Source organism: Trinickia symbiotica (assembly GCF_003028655.1).
Lineage (GTDB): Bacteria > Pseudomonadota > Gammaproteobacteria > Burkholderiales > Burkholderiaceae > Trinickia > Trinickia symbiotica_A.
In genome coordinates, this window is record NZ_PYUC01000007.1 from 251984 (window position 1) to 271456 (window position 19473).

Annotated in this window: 15 protein-coding genes and 1 tRNA gene; 14 read left to right on the forward strand and 2 right to left on the reverse strand. The window is 62.4% G+C overall.

Translation table 11 applies throughout. The annotated features are described in order from the left end of the window. The first annotated feature begins 6 nt into the window (after positions 1-6). From C9I57_RS15885 to C9I57_RS15900, 4 genes are all read left to right on the forward strand, one after another. The gene (locus C9I57_RS15885; RefSeq protein WP_018444110.1) at positions 7-1059 is read left to right on the forward strand and encodes a microcin C ABC transporter permease YejB; all 1053 of its coding nucleotides are present in this window, start codon (positions 7-9) and stop codon (positions 1057-1059) included. Between the two features lies 1 nt (position 1060). Then, positions 1061-2173: an ABC transporter permease gene (locus tag C9I57_RS15890; RefSeq protein WP_440130212.1), complete on the forward strand. Its 1113-nt coding sequence runs from the start codon at positions 1061-1063 to the stop codon at positions 2171-2173. Then, a complete protein-coding gene (locus tag C9I57_RS15895; RefSeq protein WP_107151610.1) occupies positions 2170-3816 on the forward strand; it encodes an ABC transporter ATP-binding protein in 1647 nt (548 codons plus the stop codon). Before C9I57_RS15890 ends, C9I57_RS15895 begins: the two co-directional genes overlap by 4 nt. Before the next feature lie 139 nt (positions 3817-3955). Then, positions 3956-4639 (forward strand): C40 family peptidase, encoded by a 684-nt coding sequence (locus C9I57_RS15900; protein ID WP_107151611.1) that lies wholly within the window; start codon positions 3956-3958, stop codon positions 4637-4639. Positions 4640-5047: 408 nt separating this feature from the next. On the opposite strand, the gene C9I57_RS15905 is transcribed toward C9I57_RS15900, so the two are convergent. Beyond that, positions 5048-6028 carry a patatin-like phospholipase family protein gene (locus C9I57_RS15905; RefSeq protein WP_440130215.1) on the reverse strand — a complete coding sequence of 327 codons (981 nt, stop codon included), beginning with the start codon at positions 6026-6028 and terminating at the stop codon, positions 5048-5050. A 313-nt stretch (positions 6029-6341) separates the two neighbouring features. On the opposite strand from C9I57_RS15905, the gene gltX reads away from it, so the two are divergent. From gltX to C9I57_RS15930, 4 genes are all read left to right on the forward strand, one after another. Next, positions 6342-7754: a glutamate--tRNA ligase gene (gene gltX, locus C9I57_RS15915; protein WP_107151613.1), complete on the forward strand. Its 1413-nt coding sequence runs from the start codon at positions 6342-6344 to the stop codon at positions 7752-7754. Between the two features lie 136 nt (positions 7755-7890). Beyond that, positions 7891-7966 (forward strand) — tRNA-Ala (locus C9I57_RS15920). A gap of 482 nt (positions 7967-8448) precedes the next feature. Continuing rightward, positions 8449-9753, forward strand: coding sequence for an MFS transporter (locus C9I57_RS15925; protein ID WP_107151614.1), 1305 nt, complete (start codon positions 8449-8451; stop codon positions 9751-9753). A 13-nt stretch (positions 9754-9766) separates the two neighbouring features. Continuing rightward, complete coding sequence (locus C9I57_RS15930) at positions 9767-10561, forward strand: substrate-binding domain-containing protein (protein WP_107151615.1); 795 nt, start codon at positions 9767-9769, stop codon at positions 10559-10561. A 116-nt stretch (positions 10562-10677) separates the two neighbouring features. Here C9I57_RS15930 and C9I57_RS15935 read toward each other — a convergent pair whose 3' ends face one another. After that, entirely contained in the window at positions 10678-11619 is a 942-nt protein-coding gene (locus C9I57_RS15935) for a LysR family transcriptional regulator (protein ID WP_107151616.1), read from the reverse strand. Between the two features lie 448 nt (positions 11620-12067). Here C9I57_RS15935 and C9I57_RS15945 point away from each other — a divergent pair, with 448 nt between their 5' ends. The 6 genes from C9I57_RS15945 (at position 12068) to C9I57_RS15970 (ending at position 19303) form a co-directional block, all read left to right on the forward strand. Beyond that, positions 12068-12763, forward strand: a complete 696-nt coding sequence (locus tag C9I57_RS15945) for a GntR family transcriptional regulator (RefSeq protein ID WP_107151739.1) — start codon at positions 12068-12070, stop codon at positions 12761-12763. A gap of 209 nt (positions 12764-12972) precedes the next feature. Further along, positions 12973-14457, forward strand: coding sequence for an NCS1 family nucleobase:cation symporter-1 (locus C9I57_RS15950; protein WP_107151617.1), 1485 nt, complete (start codon positions 12973-12975; stop codon positions 14455-14457). A gap of 40 nt (positions 14458-14497) precedes the next feature. Continuing rightward, positions 14498-15241 carry an aspartate/glutamate racemase family protein gene (locus C9I57_RS15955; RefSeq protein ID WP_107151618.1) on the forward strand — a complete coding sequence of 248 codons (744 nt, stop codon included), beginning with the start codon at positions 14498-14500 and terminating at the stop codon, positions 15239-15241. Positions 15242-15322: 81 nt separating this feature from the next. Beyond that, positions 15323-16279 carry an allantoinase PuuE gene (gene puuE, locus C9I57_RS15960; RefSeq protein ID WP_107151619.1) on the forward strand — a complete coding sequence of 319 codons (957 nt, stop codon included), beginning with the start codon at positions 15323-15325 and terminating at the stop codon, positions 16277-16279. 316 nt (positions 16280-16595) lie between these two features. Further along, complete coding sequence (gene gabT / locus C9I57_RS15965; protein WP_107151620.1) at positions 16596-17873, forward strand: 4-aminobutyrate--2-oxoglutarate transaminase; 1278 nt, start codon at positions 16596-16598, stop codon at positions 17871-17873. Next, entirely contained in the window at positions 17870-19303 is a 1434-nt protein-coding gene (locus C9I57_RS15970) for an aldehyde dehydrogenase family protein (RefSeq protein ID WP_107151621.1), read from the forward strand. The genes gabT and C9I57_RS15970 overlap by 4 nt, the downstream gene beginning before the upstream one ends. The last annotated feature ends 170 nt before the right edge of the window (positions 19304-19473 follow it).

Consider the following 19473-nt stretch of genomic DNA (forward strand, 5'->3'; position numbering starts at 1 on the left):
CCGACCATGTGGGCCTATATTCTTAGACGGCTGTTGTTGATGATCCCGACGTTGATCGGCGTGCTGACGCTCACGTTCATCGTCATTCAGTTCGTGCCTGGCGGTCCCGTCGAGCAGCTCGCCTACGAATTGCGCAAGGGGACCGCGCAGGAAGGGCAGGCCGCGGCGCCGCCGTTCGGCCTGCGCGCACACACGGGCGTCGATGCCCGGCAGATGGCGCAACTGAAAGCGCTCTACGGCTTCGACAAGCCGCCGCTCACGCGTTATTGGCTGATGCTCTCGCGCTTTGCGAGGTTCGATCTGGGGCAAAGCTACTTCCGTCATCAAAGCGTCTGGTCGCTCGTGATTTCGAAGCTGCCTGTCTCCATCAGCATCGGCTTGTGGACGTTCTTTTTGACCTATCTGATATCGGTGCCGCTCGGCATTGCGAAGGCGATCCGCAACGGTTCGCCGTTCGATGTGGCGACGAGTCTCGTCGTGCTCGTCGGATACGCGATCCCAGGCTTCGTGCTCGGCGTGCTGCTGCTCGTGCTGTTCGGCGGCGGCTCGTTCCTGCAGATCTTTCCATTGCGCGGGCTCGTCTCCGACAACTTCTCTCAGCTCTCGATCGGCGGCAAGATCGTCGACTATCTCTGGCATATCGCGTTGCCGGTGACGGCATCGGTGGTCGGCAGTTTCGCCGTCGTGACGATGCTGACGAAGAACGCGTTTCTCGATGAGATCAAGAAACAGTACGTACTGACGGCGCGCGCCAAAGGCCTCGGCGAGCGGCGCGTGCTTTGGAAGCACGTCTTTCGCAATGCGATGCTGCCGCTCGTCGTGGGCTTTCCGGCCGCGTTCATCGGTGCCTTCTTCACGGGCAGCCTGCTGATCGAGACGCTGTTTTCGCTCGACGGTCTCGGTCTGCTCTCGTACGAGTCGGTCGTGCGGCGCGACTATCCCGTCGTGCTCGGCACGCTTTATCTGTTCACGCTGATCGGGCTCGCGACGAAGCTGATTTCGGACCTCTGCTACGTCTGGGTCGATCCGCGCATTCAATTCGAGCAACTGGAGCGCTGATTTGAGCCGAGCCCGTCCCCGTCTCGACACCGACGCCGAACCGCGCCGCGATCTGCCGGCCGCGTTCGTCTCGCCGACGCCCGCGCGCCGTGTCTGGCGCCGCTTCAAGGCACAGCGTCTCGGCTACTGGAGCCTCGTCGTCTTTGTCGTCGCATTCGTCGTGAGCCTCGCGGGGCCGATATGGTCGAACGACAAGCCGCTCGTCGTGCGCTATGACGGCAAGCTTTATTTCCCGCTCGTGAAGACCTACCCGGAGACCGCGTTCGGCGGCGATTTCCCGACGCCGGCCGACTATCTCGATCCGTACGTCCGGCATCGGTTCGCGTTGCCCGGCAACTTCGCCGTCTATCCGCTCAATCACTATTACTACGACACGCTGAACTACTTTTCGAAAGCTGCGAACCCCGCGCCGCCGTCGCACGAAAACTGGCTGGGCACCGACCAGCAGGGCCGCGACGTCTTCGCCCGGCTCGTCTACGGGTTTCGTATTTCCGTCGAGTTCGGGCTCGTGCTGACGTTCATCGGCAGTGTTCTCGGCATCGTCGCGGGCGCCGTGCAGGGTTATTTCGGAGGCCGAATCGATATCATCGGGCAGCGCTTGATCGAGATCTGGAGCTCGCTGCCCGAGCTTTATCTGTTGATCATCTTCGCGTCGATCTTCGAGCCGAGCCTGCTGCTGCTCCTCGTGCTGCTGTCGCTGTTCGGCTGGATCGGCCTATCCGATTACGTGCGCGCCGAATTCCTGCGTAACAGGACGCAAGACTATGTGCGCGCCGCGCGCGCGATGGGTCTTTCGAATTGGCAGATCATCTGGCGCCATGTGCTGCCGAACAGCATGACCCCCGTCATTACGTTCCTGCCGTTCCGGATGAGCGGTTCGATTCTCGCGCTCACGAGCCTCGATTTTCTCGGTCTCGGCGTGCCGCCGCCGACGCCGAGCCTTGGCGAGCTGCTCGCCGAAGGGAAGGCGAATCTCGATGCCTGGTGGATTTCTGTCGCGACGTTCGGGGTGCTCGTCGCCACGCTGTTGTTGCTGACGTTCATGGGCGATGCGTTGCGCAATGCGCTCGATACGCGCATTGCCGATGCGATGCGCGCGGGAGGCAACCAGTGAGTTCGAAGCCGACCCATGAGGCGCGAGCAGGGCATGAAGCCAACGGCGAGCCGCTGCTCTCGCTCGAAAATCTGCGCGTGTCGTTCGGCGATACCGTTGCCGTCAGCGATGTGACGTTCGCGATCGCGCGCGGCGAACGCGTCGCGCTCGTCGGCGAATCCGGTTCGGGCAAGACAGTGACGGCGCTCGCCATACTGCGCCTCTTGCGTGATGCCCAAGTGAGCGGGGCGATTCGGTTCGAGGGCGAAGACTTGACGACGAAAAGCGAGCGCGAAATGCGCGGGCTGCGCGGCGCGGACATCGCCATGATCTTTCAGGAGCCGATGACCGCGCTGAACCCGCTCTATACGATCGGGGAGCAGATCGCGGAGACGATCGTCGCGCACGACGGGGTGTCGGCCGACGAGGCGCGGCGGCGCGCGATCGCGCTCATCGCGCGCACGGGCATCGGCGAACCCGGAAAGCGCGTGAACAGCTACCCGCATCAGCTATCGGGTGGCCAGCGGCAGCGCGCGATGATCGCGATGGCGCTTGCATGTCGTCCGCGGCTATTGCTCGCCGACGAGCCGACGACGGCGCTCGACGTGACGATTCGCGCGCAGATCGTCGATCTACTGCTCGAGCTGCAGATTCACGAGGCCGAGCGGCGCGGCATGGCCGTGCTGCTCATCACGCACGATCTGAATCTCGTGCGCCGCTTCGCCCAGCGCGTGGCCGTCATGGAGAAGGGCGTGCTCGTCGAAAGCGGACCCGTCGAGCGGATTTTCGCGGAGCCGCAGCATCCTTATACGCGCCGCCTCATCGAAAGCCGCCCGCAGCGGGCCGTCAATCCCGTCCTGCCGATCGCCCCGACCGTGCTCGATGCGCGCGACGTCTCGGTGACGTTTCGCACGCGAGTTCCCGGTATCGCCGGCTGGTTTCGGGCCGGGCGCTTCACCGCTGTTTCGAACGCGAGCCTCGCCGTGCGCCAAGGCGAGACGCTCGGCATCGTCGGCGAGTCCGGCTCCGGCAAGTCGACGCTCGCGATGGCGCTGCTGGGCCTACAGCGCGCCTCCCAGGGCGCGATCGAGTTCCAGGGACGTGCGCTCGCGAGCTACCGCGGGCGCGAGCGCACGCTGCTGCGATCGAATATGCAGGTCGTCTTTCAGGACCCGTTCAGCTCGCTCTCGCCGCGCCACACGATCGAGCGGATCGTCGGAGAAGGGCTCGAGCTGCATCGCCCTGAACTCGGCAGAGCCGCCCGGCGCGAGAAAGTCATCGCCATGCTGCGCGAAGTGGGGATCGATCGCACCGCACTGGCGCGCTATCCGCACGAGTTCTCCGGCGGTCAACGTCAGAGGATTGCGATCGCACGCGCGCTTATCCTGGAACCGCGCTTGCTCATACTCGATGAACCCACGAGCGCGCTCGACGTCTCGATTCAGCAGCAGGTATTGGCGCTGCTGACCGCGCTGCAGCACAAATACAATCTCGGCTTCATATTCATCAGTCATGACCTGGCGGTCATCGGCGCGATGGCGCATCGTGTCGTCGTGATGCAAAACGGCGCGATTGTCGAGACGGGCGATGTCGAGAAGATATTCTCGACTCCCGAGCATTCGTATACACAAAGGCTGGTTGCCGCAAGCATGGGGACAGGGTAGGCGTGAAAATGCCAGGCCCGGGCGCTGATCGCGTCCTTTTATTGTTTTTTTAAATTGTTTTGACAACTAGTTACATTCTGGCTAGTATCGTCCAAACTTTTCGCCAGACCGCTGATTCTTAAGCAAATTCTACCGACCGATGCAGCATCGATACTTTGCCCAGGCTCGCTCGCGCGTCGTCACCGTAATGCTAGTTGGCGCGCTGATGACAGCAGCTGCCAGTGCGTTCGCAGACGAAGCGAACAATTTGTCGCAAAGCACCGCAATCTCGATTCAACCCGGCGCCGCTCCGACGCCTCTTTTCGCCGCTCCTTCCCCTGATTCGCAAGCCGCCCCGGCGCCCATGACCAGTGGCGGACGCGCGAAGGCTTTTCTGTCGGGAATGGCGGGCAAGGCCGGCGATGTCGTCGTCGGCGCGCTGAACATGATTGGCGTGCGCTATCGTTGGGGCGGCGATTCGCCTGATTCGGGGCTCGATTGCAGCGGCTTCGTCCGCTACGTCTTCCAGGACACGCTCGGTCTGGCGCTGCCGCGCCGCGCCGAGGAGATGAGCCGGGTGGGCGAAAAGGTGCGGATCAGCGATTTGAAGCCCGGCGATCTCGTGTTTTTCCATACGATGCGTCGGACGTTTTCTCACGTCGGCATTTATATCGGCGACAACAAGTTCGTGCATTCGCCCTCGACGGGTAGCACGATCCGCGTCGACGATCTCGACGATCGTTACTGGGAAAAGCGCTTCACCGGCGCTCGCCGCGTCGAGACCGATTTTCCGGCGGAGCAGTTGCGCCAACGCGTGAGCATGGACGCGAAGGGTAGCAACTAAGCCGTTTCCGGTACTTCTCTCAAACGGGGCCCCTTCTCAGGGCCTCGCTTCTGGACGTCCGTTCCGCCCCCTAAATCCTAGTTGAATGCGTCTTCTCGCCCTGTAGTTTTGCAGGCGAGGAACGGCGTTTTCACGCCCAACTCAATTCGCCATACTTTTCGGTTGAACGAGTTTCTCGCCGACGTCCCAAAACCGCCGGAGGCAGATCTCGTCTCGGGTACCGGTAGCGCTTGCAAATAATCCAAAATGAACGAGCTACGCGGGAGGGCTCATCCTCGTATGAGGAAACCCTCTCGGCGAGGGCTGCTCGAGCGTTGTCGACCCAAAGGTTGATGGAAGATCGATGGTCATCGACCTTTAGTTTGACGATTCGCGCGGCCCATTATCGCGAATTCGCCCCATTGCTGACTACGCTGCGCGCGCCTGACTTGCCGCCAGTTTTTGTTCGAGTTGCCCGAACGCCTTGGCAACGGCCTCCTCGCCGGCGAGGATAGCTGCATTTCGTTGCCCGAAGTCGCTCCCGCTCATCGCCGCGAGATTCGGGCGAATCACGAAGTCGGCATATTTCTCGAGCTCGTAGGTCTTGATCGTTTGACCCATGATCGTGAACGTCTGAAGCAGCACGTCGAACGAGCTTTGCGTGAGCGCCGTTTCGGGGTTGGCCGAGATGTCGACGGCCACGACGAAGTCGGCACCCATGCGGCGCGCGAACGAGGCGGGAACGGGGCTTACGAGCCCGCCGTCGACGTACTCGTGCCCGCCGATCGTCACGGGTTCGAAAATCGACGGCACGCTGCATGACGCACGCACGGCGACACCGGTGTTGCCGCGCTGAAAGAGGATCGGCTGCCCCGTGCGCAGGTCCGTCGCGACGATGCCGAGCGGCTTCGCCATTTTTTCGATCGGACGGTTGGCGAGCGTCGCATTGACATAGTTCTGCAGTGCGACGCCTTGCAGGAAGCCGCGTGCGCGAAACGGCATCGCCCAGTCGCTGATCGATGCCTGGTCCATCGTCAATGCGAGCTTGTTGATCGCGATGCCGGTCATCCCCGACGCGTAGAGCGCGCCCACCACGGAGCCTGCACTGGTGCCGCAGACGATGTCGGCGTGCAAGCCCCGCGCTTCGAGCGCCTTGATGACGCCGATGTGGGCGAAGCCACGAGCCGCGCCGCCACCGAGCGCGAGCCCAATCCGCAAGGGACGTGACGGAATCGGTAGGACGGGCGGCGTGCTCGGCGCGAGTGCGGAGGTGGTGTCGCTCGTCGTTTTCGAGGGTGGCGACGCGCAGGCGCCGAGGACGGCCGATGCGCAGGCAATTGAGAAACCGCGCCGAGACAGGCGCGGCGGGCGGGATGAAGATGAGCTCAAAACGATGTCTCCCACTGCGATGAATGCGCGGTGTCCCGAGCAAATGGACGGGTCCCTCGCAGCCAGCGTCGATCCACGCCATTGGGTGTGATGCGACGCGCGGCCACATCATAAGGCAAACGGCCGCTCACGAGCGCCCGGTGTCGTATCCGTTCCGCGCTCGACAACGCGCTCGACAACGCGCTCGACAACGCGCTCGACAACGCGCTCGACAACGCGCTCGACAACGCGCTCGACAACGCGCTCGGCGCGGCGAGGCGTGTTTGCGTCACACGTTATAATTGCCGTCTCTTTTTCGCCGTCCGCATCGCCGCTTTCGCGCGCCAACTCGCCTATGTCTACCGTCCGTACCCGTTTCGCCCCGAGCCCCACGGGCTTCATCCATCTCGGCAACATCCGCTCCGCGCTCTATCCGTGGGCGTTTGCGCGCAAGATGAAGGGGACGTTCGTACTGCGCATCGAGGACACTGACGTCGAACGTTCGACCGCCGCTTCCGTCGATGCGATTCTCGAAGGCATGGCATGGCTCGGCCTCGATTACGACGAAGGCCCTTACTACCAGATGCAGCGCATGGACCGCTACCGCGAAGTGGTTGCGCAGATGGTCGAGAAAGGGCTCGCCTATCCGTGCTACATGTCGACGGAGGAGCTCGACGCGCTGCGCGAGCGGCAACGCGAGGCGGGTCTCAAGCCGCGTTACGACGGAACGTGGCGGCCGGAGCCGGGCAAAGTCCTGCCGACGCCTCCCGCCGGCGTCGACCCCGTAATCCGGTTCAAGAATCCGCTCGCGGGCGTCGTCGCCTGGGACGATGCGGTGAAAGGGCGCGTCGAGATCTCGAACGACGAGCTCGATGATCTCGTCATTGCACGGCCCGACGGTACGCCGACCTATAACTTCTGCGTCGTCGTCGACGATATCGACATGCGAATCACCCACGTGATTCGCGGCGACGATCACGTCAACAACACCCCGCGGCAAATCAACATCATGCGTGCGCTCGGCGCCGAGCCGCCCGTCTTTGCGCATCTGCCCACGGTGCTCAACGAAGCGGGCGAGAAGATGAGCAAGCGCCACGGTGCAGTGAGCGTCGTGGGCTATCGCGACGCGGGTTATTTGCCCGAGGCCGTGCTGAACTATCTGGCTCGGCTCGGCTGGTCGCACGGCGATGCAGAAATCTTTTCGCGCGAGCAGTTCGTCGAATGGTTCGATCTCGAGCACCTCGGCAAGTCGCCGGCGCAATACGACCACAACAAGCTGAACTGGCTCAACAACCACTACATCAAGGAAGCTGACAACGCGCGTCTGGCCGAACTCGCGAAGCCTTTCTTCGCCGAGGTCGGCATTGATGAAGCGACGCTCGCGGGCGGTCCGGATCTCGTCGGCGTGGTCGCGCTCATGAAGGATCGGGCCACGACGATTAAGGAAATCGCCGAAACTTCCGCGATGTTCTATCGCATGCCCGCGCCCGAGGCGGATGCGTTGGCTCAGCATGTCACCGACGCGGTTCGCCCCGCGCTCGCGGAGTTGGCTGCGGCCTTACGCTCGGCGGAGTGGACGAAAGAGGGCATCGCGGCGGCGATGAAGGCGACGCTTGCCGCCCACACGCTCAAGATGCCGCAGCTCGCGATGCCGGTGCGGCTTCTCGTTGTCGGGACGACGCATACGCCGTCGATCGACGCAGTGCTTGCGCTCGTCGGTCGCGAAGCTGTGGTGGCGCGAATCGAGAAGGGCTTGTCGGCCACGTGATTGCGGGCGCGGACGGCGCGGTGCTCGCGGTCGCGGTGCGGCGTGTTTTGCTCGTGGACCGGAAAGTGCACGAAGCGATGTAAGGGGTATTTACAAGTTAGAGAAGGGCATATAGAATCTCGTTTCTGTTCTGCAAGGGGGTATAGCTCAGCTGGGAGAGCGCTTGCATGGCATGCAAGAGGTCAGCGGTTCGATCCCGCTTACCTCCACCACCCGATTGTCCGGGGAAGCACAGAACAGTCAGAAAAGCCTTGAGAGATCAAGGCTTTGTCTTTTTCTACGGTCGTAGATTTCCCCCGAATTCCGCAGTGTTCCGCACGCCGCTGATCATAGGCCAAGCGTGTCTACCGGTTCCGAGAAAGTCCAAACAGCGCGTCGTACAGCGTCAGCGCGGCGCCTATCCCCAAGCCCACAGCAAAGACCGCTGTTGCCATAGCGAACGTCCCGCTCGCGAGCGTCATCGATGCGATCGGGACGACTCTGTACCCCGGGATGGGTTCATCGAAGATTTCGAATCGCGATACAGCTCGGCGAGCTTACCGATCGCCATCGATTGATCAAAATCACGCATCAATCGATCTGAAACTTGCACTTCACATCGCGGGCTGTTCCAAAGAACAATGCGTGGTCGCTCAGTAGCTCATCGCATGACCTGCCGGCGGCGCATGAACTAGAACCGTCAGGAGACACCTCCATGCAACAATCAGCCGCCATCGCTTCCGATCGCGGTCGTGCAAGCGCGACCGTACTCCGCGTTACCGCCGGCAACTTCCTCGAGCAGTTCGACTTTTTCCTGTTCGGCTTCTATGCGACGCAAATCGCGGCGGTTTTCTTTCCGTCGTCGAGCGAGTTCGCGTCCTTGATGATGACTTTCGCCGTGTTCGGCGCCGGCTTTCTGATGAGACCGATCGGCGCGATTGTGCTTGGCGCTTATATAGACGATGTCGGTCGCCGCAAGGGGCTGATCGTTACGCTTTCGCTGATGGCTGTCGGCACGATTCTCATAGCCTTCGTGCCTGGCTATGCCAGCATCGGCCTCGCCGCGCCCGCGCTCGTGCTGCTAGGCCGTCTGCTGCAGGGTTTTTCGGCCGGCGCGGAGCTCGGCGGGGTCTCGGTCTACTTGGCCGAGATGGCGGCGCCGGGTCGTAAAGGCTTCTACACGAGCTGGCAGTCGGCTAGCCAGCAGGTCGCGATCGTCGTCGCGGCCACGCTCGGATTCGCGCTGAACCAATGGCTCAGCAAGAGCATGATCGCCGAATGGGGGTGGCGGGTGCCGTTCTTCGTCGGCTGCCTGATCGTGCCTTTCATCTTCGCGCTGCGCCGCAATCTCACGGAAACTCGAGCGTTCGAGCAGCGCCAGCATCGGGCCGATGTGCGTGAGGTATTCCGCACGCTGGCTCGACACTGGGCGATCGTGCTTGCCGGCATGATGCTGGTCGCGATGACCACCACGAGCTTTTACCTCATCACCGTCTATGCGCCGACCTTCGGCAAGACCGTGCTTCACCTCAGCACGGCCGATAGCTTGCTTGTCACGCTATGTATCGGCGTGTCGAATTTCGTCTGGTTGCCAACTGGCGGTGCGCTGTCGGACCGTTTTGGCCGCCGTCCGCTTTTGGTCGGCATGAGTGTGCTTGCTGTGCTGACCGCGTATCCGGTGCTCTCCTGGCTCGCGCATGCACCGAGCTTCACGAGCATGCTCGGAGTACTGCTGTGGCTGTCGTTCATGTACGGCGTCTATAACGGTGCGATGGTGGTCGCGCTCACCGAGATCATGCCCGCCGAGGTACGCGTGGCCGGCTTCTCTCTCGCATACAGCCTGGCAACAGCCGTATTCGGCGGCTTCACGCCCGCGATTTCCACGGCTTTGATTCAATGGACGGGCGACAAGGCCGCACCGGGATACTGGCTGAGCTTTGCCGCCGCCTGCGCGTGCTGCGCGACGTTCGTGCTGTACCGGCGCGTGCCGGCTGCACTGGGCGCGGTCCAATCACAATAAGAGGAGGCCTAAGATGATGCGAACCCTTCGATCCGTTTTGCTGAAGTGCCTTGCCGTCGCGTTTATTGGCAGCACGGTTGCAGCGACGAATGTGCAAAGCGCGGAGCTGCATGTGATGACCTCTGGCGGCTTCACGGCGGCGTATCAGTTGCTCGGTCCGCGCTTCGCCGCGGCAACAGGAAACACGCTGGATACGATCCAAGGGCCGTCGATGGGCAAGTCCGCCGCTGCCATACCGAACAGGCTTGCGCGCGGCGAACCCGCCGACGTCGTGATCATGGTCGGCTATGCACTCGACGATCTGATCAAGCAAGGCAAAGTCATCCCCGGCTCCCGTGTCGAGCTCGCCGATTCACGCATCGGCATGGTTGTTCGCGAAGGCGCGCCGAAACCGGATATCAGTTCGCTCGATGCATTGCGGCAGACGCTTTTGCACGCGAAGTCGATCGCCTATTCCGACAGCGCAAGTGGCGTATATATCGAGCGCGAGCTTTTCAAGAAGCTCGGAATCGAAGACGACGTCAAGCAAAAGGCGAAGCTGATTCCACGGATTCCGGTTGCATCGGTGGTTGCGACTGGTGACTATGAGGTCGGCTTTCAACAGGTCAGCGAGTTGCTACCCGTCAAGGGCGTGACGTTCGTCGGCACCATTCCTGAATCCGTGCAGTCCGTCACGCGCTATGCCGCGGGTATTCCGACCGGTGCGTCGCATCCTCGGGAAGCCAAAGAGCTGCTCGATTATCTCTCATCGCCCGAGGCCCGGCCTGTGGTCGAATCGACAGGGCTCCAACCGGTCAGTCAGCATTGAGCCGATCCGCGCGCGGGCAGGGGGCAGGGCTGCTGCAACGGTCCATGTCCAAAAATGGTCGAGGGCGCTGCCCAACCTGACCAAGAAACACTTTTGAGCGCACCTGCCCGAGCGGCTCACGATTCCCGTCGCATCGTTTTTTTCGCGGCGCCGCGGGGGCCCCGTGCGCCTTGTAAGTCGACGACCATGCGGTAGAACTCTTGCGCCGCGGGTGTCAGCTGCCGACCGCGGCGGCTCACGAGACCGACGCGTCGCGTCACTACCGGGTCGACGAGCGGTACGCTCGTCAGTAACGGATGCTCGGACTGAGGCATCGCCATGGACGGCACGGCGGCGATTCCGAGCCCGGCTTCGACGAGCCCGAGCGTGGTAGTCACATGGCGCGTTTCACAGACGCTCGGTGCGCGCGGTGCGACGGCCCCGAGCGCTTGGTCGAGCAGCAGGCGGTTTCCAGACGTCCTGTCGACGGACACGTAGTCGTGTTCATAGAACTCGCTCCATGAGACGCGCTTCTTGCTCGCCAGCGGATGATTGCGTCGGCATGCTACAACGAAGCGATCTTGCATGAGCAGCTTGAATTCGACGTCAGCATCCTGACTACCGACGAAGCCGACGCCGAAGTCGGCTTCGCCGTTCTTGACCGCGTTCAATACTTCATTCGCGCTCGCGTCGAAGAGCTTGACGCGGATGCGCGGGTAACGGAGGCGATACTGCGCGATGACGGTTGGCAGAAAGTAATGGGCAGCCGAAGGTACGCACGCAATCGTCACGTGCCCCAGGTGGCTCGACGATACCTCGCGGATGCTGAGGAGCGCGGCGTCCAGATCATCCAGCAACTGCTCGGCGCTCGGCGCGAAGGCCTGGCCGACCGTCGTCAGGTACACACGGCGCGTCGTGCGCTCGAACAGGCGCACGCCAAGTGCCTCTTCAAGCTTGTCGATGCGTCGGCTCAGGGCCGGCTGCGAGATGTTGATCGATTCGGCGGCCCTGCGGAAGTTACCGAGCTTGACCAGCGCTGTGAATGCCTGCAGATCGGCAAGATCCAAATGGATGGCCACCGTACGTGCTCTCTTGAAAATGCCATATTGTGCAGCCCTCGAGCTTTCGCGGCTTCAACGCTTACAGCCAGTCCGTCTCGAAGGGGCAATCGGTGAGCGAGACGCAACCATGCTCAGTGAGCACTAGCTGCAGTTCGCAGCTTGACGCCTGCGTGCCGCCTTACGCCCCGATATAGCTTTCGACGCACACTGTCATGCCGACTTCGAAGATGCCGTCGTAGCCCGAACTCGCACAATCGATTTGGTGTGCGATCGCGGCGGCAAATTGTTGACAATATTCATGCCGCCCGCACGCGACAATGGTGCACACGACTCGGGCAGATGCACTGTACTGGCGCGAGAATGCACCAAACGACGGATTCGTCCGGGGAATTTGCTGCAGCAAATGCCGGCACCTAGCGGCAAAAAAATTGTTGACAATCTTTATGTCGAAACTACGATACTGAACATGCCGACGCCGAAATCATCCGACGCCGCCACGCCCGCGGCGATTGCCGAACGCATCCGCGACGCGATTCTCGAGCACCGGCTGGAGCCGGGTGCGAAGCTCACGGAAGCGCAGTTGTGCGACGTATTCGGTGTCAAGCGCGGGACGGTGCGGCAAGCGCTCTCACTGCTTGCAACCGAGCATCTCATCGACTTGGAGCCCAATCGGGGCGCCTTCGTGGCGAGCCCGTCGCTTCGGGAGGTGCACGAGGTGTTCGAGATGCGCCGCATCGTCGAGGCCGCAGTGATCGAGCGCGTGTGCCGCGATCGAGACGGGCAGGGTGCGGTACATATGAAGGCGTTGGCCAAGATGATCGAGCGCGAGCGAAACGCATTCGAACATCGAGATTTCCGCTCGTGGATTCGCCTGTCGGGCGAATTCCATACCGCGCTTGCCGCGTTGACGGGCAATCGCGTGCTTTGCAATTGTCTGGCCGGTCTCGTGGCGCGCTCGACGCTGATCTCGGCGCTCTACGAGTCCCTTGGCCGCAGTCCGTGCTCGTTCGACGAACATGCCCAGATTGTCGATGCCATCGAGGCCGGCAATACGGAACAGGCGGCGGAACTGATGGTGCGGCACTTGGAGACAGTGGAGCTGAAGATGCTCGATCGGCCCGCACGCGGCGCAGCCGATTTGCGGGAGGTTTTCGGCGTTTGAGCGCGCTTCAGCGGCGGATGGGCCGCGGGCGAGACTAGAGAGATAGCATTCCAAGGACTCCAGGTTCGATTCGGTTGATTAGGACAACTAACTAGGTGATTGACGGCCGCAGAGTGCGCCGACTGCGACCGCGTTTATCAGGCGCTCGATATCGTGTCGGCACGCGAGATGCCGCGCTGGACAACTGTTGTCCTTTACCGGAGACGTCAATGCCTGATTTGTCCTTACCCACCGATGCCGGCTCCGTCGGCGCCTCGTCTGGCCGCAAGGAGGGAAGCTTGCCCGCGGGCTACAGCGAGCGCCTTTGCAACGCCGATCTTGCTCCGCTGCGCGATCAGCATTGGGGCACTTACAACATCTTCGCGTTTTGGATGTCCGACGTGCACAGCGTGGGCGGCTACGTGTTTGCCGGGAGCTTGTTCGCTCTAGGTTTGACGAGCTGGCAGGTGCTCATTGCACTGCTCATCGGCATCGGCATCGTCAACGTTTTCGCCAACCTGATCGCGAAATCGAGCCAGCGCGCTGGCGTGCCCTATCCCGTCATTTGCCGGGCGACGTTCGGCGTGTTGGGCGCCAATATCCCCGCCGTGATTCGCGGCCTCATCGCCGTGGCATGGTACGGCATTCAAACGTACCTTGCATCGAGCGCCTTCGTCATCGTTCTGCTCAAGTTCGCGCCACAACTGATCCCCTACGCGGACGTGCATCACCATGGCTGGCTCGGATTGTCGACGCTGGGATGGGCCGGCTTCATGGTGCTCTGGGTGCTGCAGGCCCTCGTGTTCTGGAACGGCATGGAGACGATCAAGAAGTTCATCGATTTCGCCGGTCCGGCCGTGTATGTCGTCATGTTCATCCTGGCCGGCTACATGGTGGCGCGTGCCGGCCTCGCGAACATCAGTCTGAATCTCGGCACCGTCAAGTATCACGGCTGGGAGGCGGTGCCCGTCACGATCACGGCGATCTCGCTCGTCGTCTCGTACTTCTCCGGGCCGATGCTGAACTTCGGGGATTTCTCACGCTATTGCAAGAGCTACGCGAGCGTGAAGCGTGGCAATTTCTGGGGACTGCCCGTCAACTTTCTCGCGTTCTCGCTCGTCACGGTCATTACGACCTCGGCCACGTTGCCGGTATTCGGTGAACTCATCACCGACCCGGTGACGACCGTCGGCCGCATCGACCATACGTTCGCCGTGGTGCTCGGCGCGCTGACGTTCATGATCGCAACGATCGGCATCAACATCGTCGCCAATTTCGTTTCTCCGGCGTTCGACTTCTCCAACGTCGCCCCGAAGCATATCAGCTGGCGTGCGGGCGGCATGGTCGCCGCGACGGCCTCGGTGTTCATCACGCCATGGAACCTGTTCAACAACCCTGCCGTGATTCATTACACGCTCGATGTGCTCGGTTCGTTCATCGGCCCGTTATACGGCGTTCTGATCGTCGACTATTTCATCGTCAAACGGCAGCACGTCGTGCTCGACGACCTCTATTCGATGTCGGAGAAGGGCACGTATTGGTATCGCTACGGTGTGAACTGGCGCGCGGTGGCCGCCGTTCTGGCGGCTGCCGCCATCGCCGTCGTTTGCGTCATGACGCCGGCGCTCGCTTCGCTCGCCAACTTCTCGTGGTTCATCGGCGTCGTACTGGCGGGCGTTTTCTATTGGCTGGCTGCCCGCCGCGCTCGCGCCTGACGAACGTACGCGACGCAAAGAACTGCAGGAGAGAGTGCGAATGAAGATCAAGCTCATCAACCCTAATACGACGTCGCGCATGACTGATCTGATGGCAGTCTGCGCCCGTGGCATCGCCGCGCCGGGCACCGAGATCGTGGCCGCGACCTCGAGCATGGGGCCGCCGTCGATCGAAAGCTGGTACGACGAATCGCTCGCACTGCCGGGGCTGCTCGCCGAAGTGGCCGCCGGCGAGCGCGAGGGAGTCGACGGCTATGTGATCGCTTGTTTCGGCGATCCGGGGCTGTTCGCGGCGCGCGAGCTGGCGCGCGGACCCGTCGTCGGCATCGCGGAGGCGGCGATGCACGCGGCGAGCGTGGTTGCGCCGGGTTTTTCCGTCGTGACGACGCTTTCCCGTACGACAGGAATGGCTTGGCATCTGGCCGAGCGCTACGGGATGAAGCGGTTCTGCCGCAACGTGCGGGCAATCGATGTCGCCGTGCTCGATCTCGATCAGCCGGGCAGCGGGGCGCGGCGGCTGATCACGGACGAGTGCCGCCGCGCGCTCGAGGAAGATGCCGCCGACGCGATCGTGCTGGGCTGCGCCGGCATGGCCGACCTCGGTCGCGCGATCGAAGATGCGATTGGTGCACCCGTGGTGGAAGGCGTGACCGCGGCGCTGAAATGGACTGAGGCGCTCGTCGCACTCGGGTTGGCGACGGCCAAGCGTGGCGAGTATGCGCGCCCGCTCCCCAAGCGCTACGACGGTCCGTTGGCCGACTTCAGCCCGCGCGACGCCGCGTAATGCGCATCGGCCACCGCCCGCCGCGCACCTGTCGCGGCGGCGCTTCACCATTCCATGCTTGCCACGACACGACTTTTTGCCATGACATCTCACTCCCGCTATCCGCGCGACTTGATCGGCTATGGCCGCCATCCCGTCCAGGCCGATTGGCCCGGCCACGCGCGCATCGCCGTCCAATTCGTCCTCAACTATGAAGAGGGCGGCGAAAACTGCGTGCTACACGGCGATCCGGGCTCCGAACAATTTCTCTCCGAGATCGTCGGTGCGGCGGCTTACCCGACGCGGCACATGAGCATGGAGTCGATTTACGAATACGGTTCGCGTGCCGGCGTCTGGCGCATCTTGCGCGAGTTCGAGAAGCGGAACCTGCCGCTGACCGTATTCGGTGTCGGCATGGCGATCGAGCGCCATCCCGAGGTCGCGCACGCGTTCGTCGAACTCGGGCATGAAATCGCTTGCCACGGATGGCGCTGGATTCACTATCAGGACATGTCGCCCGAGCGAGAAGCCGAGCATATGCGTCTCGGCATGGACGCGATCGAACGAGTGACGGGGGTTCGGCCGCTCGGCTGGTACACCGGGCGCGATAGCCCGAATACGCGCCGGCTCGTGGCCGAATACGGCGGCTTCCTCTACGACTCGGACTACTACGGCGACGATCTGCCGTTCTGGGCCGACGTCGAAGTGACCGGCGGCGAGACATGTCCGCAACTGATCGTGCCGTACACGCTCGACACGAACGACATGCGTTTCGCGACTTCGCAAGGCTTCAATACGGCCGATCACTTCTTCACGTACCTGCGCGACGCGTTCGACGTCCTTTACGAGGAAGGGGCCGAAACGCCGAAGATGCTGTCGATCGGCATGCATTGCCGGCTGCTCGGCCGGCCGGGGCGCTTCCGCGCGCTGCAGCGATTCCTCGATCATATCGAAGGACATGATCGCGTCTGGGTGGCGCGCCGCGTCGACATCGCGCGCCATTGGCGCACGCGTCATCCTTATCTGCCCCAGCCAAAAACGGATTGCACTCACGCATGAACCGGATGCGATACACGCTGAAACAACGCTAGCGAACACGCCGAGCGCTTCTTCGAGCTTGTCAATGCGTCGGCTAAGCGCCGGCTGCCCGCTGTGTATTGCCTCGGCAAACCATACAGTGCCCAAATAGCGCTGTCCCAATGTGTCTGGCATCGACATCGGCCCACGGCATATTCTGACCGGACAGTCCGGCAATCGAAGCAAGACACGCACACCTGCCAGAGTTGCAGGGCCCGGACGCATTCCGCCGATTGCCCCGTACCTCAACAACCAGGAGTCGAACGTGTCGCACACCGAGCAAACGAACCGGGCTTTGATGGCCCGCCGTCAAAAGGCCATTCCACAGGGTATCGGCAACGCGCATCCCCTGTTCGCTGCGCGTGCGGAAAACGGAGAGATCTGGGACGTGGAAGGCAGGCGCTACATTGATTTCTGCGCCGGCATCGCCGTGCTCAATACCGGACATCGACATCCGAAGGTCACGAGCGCCGTTGCGCGACAGGCCGAAAAGTTCTCGCACACCTGTTTCCAGGTCGTGGCCTACGAATCATACGTGGAGTTGGCGGAGCGGATCTCGTCGCTAGCCCCCGGCGACTTCGAAAAGAAGGCGTTCTTCATGACGACTGGAGCCGAGGCCGTCGAGAATGCCATCAAGGTGGCACGCCACTATACGAAGCGCACCGCCGTCATTTCGTTCGACGGGGCGTTCCATGGTCGGACGTTCATGGCGATGGCGCTTACGGGAAAAGTCGCACCCTATAAGGCAGGCTTCGGCCCGACTTCGGCGGATGTCTATCAAGCCCCGTATCCGTCGGCGCTGCACGGCATCTCTATCCAGGACTCGATTGCGGGCATCAAGCGGTTGTTCAAGTACACAGTCGACCCGGATCGTGTCGCGGCCATCATCGTCGAACCTGTTCTCGGGGAGGGTGGCTATATTCCGGCGCCCGCGGAGTTCATGAGACAGCTTCGGATGCTTTGCGACGAGCACGGGATTCTGCTCGTGGCCGACGAGATCCAGACCGGCATTGGACGCACCGGGCGCATGTTCGCGATGGAGCATTCGGGCGTGGTGCCGGATCTGACGACGCTCGCGAAGGGACTCGGCGGCGGCATGACGATTTCGGCGGTCGTCGGCCGCGCCGACGTGCTCGATTCCATCCCGGCCGGCGGACTCGGCAGCACCTATGCAGGTCATCCGATGGCATGCGTTGCAGCGCTCGCCGTCCTCGACGCAATGGAAGAGGAGCAACTGTGCGCCCGCAGCGAAGCGCTCGGCAAGCGCCTGCGTGATCGCATGAATGCCTTGCGACAACGCGTTCCGGAAATCGCCGATGTTCGCGGTCTCGGCGCGATGACGGGCGTGGAGTTCTCCAAGGGGGGGCAACCCGCCCCCGAGATGGCGAACGCAGTCAAGGCCGAGGCGTTCGAGCGGGGGTTGCTGCTTCTCACGAGCGGGACGCATGGCAACGTGCTGCGAATCATGCTGCCGCTCACGGTCTCCAACGAATTGGTCGATGAAGGCCTCGATATCATCGAGCAGATTCTGCTCGCCCGCACATCGGCGCAAAGTGTCGGTGGGGTGTTCGCATGAAGCACAGCTACATCGGCGCCGAATGGGTGCCGGGCAGCGATGTTTACCGCGACGTCAATCCGTCCGATACCTCGGATGTCGTAGACGAGTTCTCACTGGGCGACGAAGCGCTCGCGAACGATGCGATCGACGCGGCGTTCGATGCATTCAAGGGCCGGCGCATGCTCGGCATCCAGGCGCGAGCCGACGCGCTCGACAGAGTGGGAAGCGAACTCCTCGCGAGAGCCGATGAGCTGGGTGAGCTGCTTTCGCGCGAGGAGGGCAAGACGCGCCCGGAAGGTGTCGCCGAGGTCAGGAGAGCGGGCCAGATCTTCAAGTTTTATTCCGGGGAAGTGCTGCGCCAGCGCGGCGAGCGCCTCGATTCCGTGCGACCGGGCATGACGATCGACGTGGCGAGAGAACCTGTCGGCGTCGTGGGCATCATCACGCCGTGGAACTTCCCGATCGCAATCCCGGCATGGAAGGTCGCACCGGCATTGGCGTACGGCAACTGTGTCGTGCTGAAGCCCGCGGAACTCGTCCCGGCGTCGGCGTGGGCACTGGCCGATGTCATCGGCCGGGCCGGATTCGGCGATGGTGTGTTCAATCTCGTACTGGGACGCGGAAGTGGTGCGGGGCAAGCGATTTTGTCGAACCCGAAAGTCGGAGCCATCAGCTTTACGGGTTCCACAGGCGTCGGCGCTCGAGTGATGGCCGCGGCCGGTCCGCGGTTCGCGAAGATGCAGCTCGAAATGGGCGGGAAGAACCCGTTGGTCGTCGCCGACGATGCCGATATGGCGGTCGCGCTCGACTGCGCAATCCAAGGTGCGTTCTATTCGACGGGACAGCGATGCACCGCGACGAGCCGCATCATCGTCACCTCCGGAATTTACATGAAGTTCCGCGACGCGCTAGTCGAGCACGTCTCGCGATTGCGCGTTGGGCACGCGCTCTCGCCGAACACGGATATCGGTCCGGTCGTGAGCGAGCGGCAACTGAGGTCGAATCTGGAGTATGTGAAGATCGGTTCCGACGAGGGGGCAACGCTCATCTATGGCGGCACGCTCAAGGACTGCGAAACCCAGGGCTTCTATATGAAGCCTGCGCTCTTTGCCGACGTCGATGCGCGCATGCGTATCGCGCGAGAAGAAATATTCGGCCCGATCGCCTGTCTCATTCATGCAAAAGACTTCGATGACGCGCTAGAGAAAGCCAATGATACGGAGTTTGGCCTCTCGGCGGGCATTTGCACGGCGTCGCTCAAGCTCGCGGAGCGATTCAAGCGGGAAGCCCAAGTGGGCATGGTCATGGTCAACGCGCCTACGGCGGGTGTCGATTACCATGTGCCGTTCGGCGGCCGCAAAGCGTCGAGTTACGGCCCGCGGGAGCAGGGAAGCTACGCAGCCGAATTCTTCACCACAGTAAAGACTTCATACACCCATCACGGGTAACGAAGGCATCGCACCGCCTGCGTACCCGCCGCCCGCCGGCTGCCGCGAGAAGCCGGCTCCGGCTTTCCTTCTCGAGTCGCGACGAGTGACTCGATGCATTCCTCTTTCCAGCGGTTTCTCCGCGAATTCCCGTCTTGAGGCAGTGCGCGGCGCTTGCGCCGCATCGTAGG

Coding starts and splice junctions, on each gene's coding strand:
- C9I57_RS15885 (WP_018444110.1), top strand. CDS start 7: ATGTGGGCCTATATTCTTAGACGGCTGTTGTTGATGATCCCGACGTTG.
- C9I57_RS15900 (WP_107151611.1), top strand. CDS start 3,956: ATGCAGCATCGATACTTTGCCCAGGCTCGCTCGCGCGTCGTCACCGTA.
- gltX (WP_107151613.1), top strand. CDS start 6,342: ATGTCTACCGTCCGTACCCGTTTCGCCCCGAGCCCCACGGGCTTCATC.
- C9I57_RS15925 (WP_107151614.1), top strand. CDS start 8,449: ATGCAACAATCAGCCGCCATCGCTTCCGATCGCGGTCGTGCAAGCGCG.
- C9I57_RS15930 (WP_107151615.1), top strand. CDS start 9,767: ATGATGCGAACCCTTCGATCCGTTTTGCTGAAGTGCCTTGCCGTCGCG.
- C9I57_RS15945 (WP_107151739.1), top strand. CDS start 12,068: ATGCCGACGCCGAAATCATCCGACGCCGCCACGCCCGCGGCGATTGCC.
- C9I57_RS15950 (WP_107151617.1), top strand. CDS start 12,973: ATGCCTGATTTGTCCTTACCCACCGATGCCGGCTCCGTCGGCGCCTCG.
- C9I57_RS15955 (WP_107151618.1), top strand. CDS start 14,498: ATGAAGATCAAGCTCATCAACCCTAATACGACGTCGCGCATGACTGAT.
- puuE (WP_107151619.1), top strand. CDS start 15,323: ATGACATCTCACTCCCGCTATCCGCGCGACTTGATCGGCTATGGCCGC.
- gabT (WP_107151620.1), top strand. CDS start 16,596: ATGGCCCGCCGTCAAAAGGCCATTCCACAGGGTATCGGCAACGCGCAT.
- C9I57_RS15970 (WP_107151621.1), top strand. CDS start 17,870: ATGAAGCACAGCTACATCGGCGCCGAATGGGTGCCGGGCAGCGATGTT.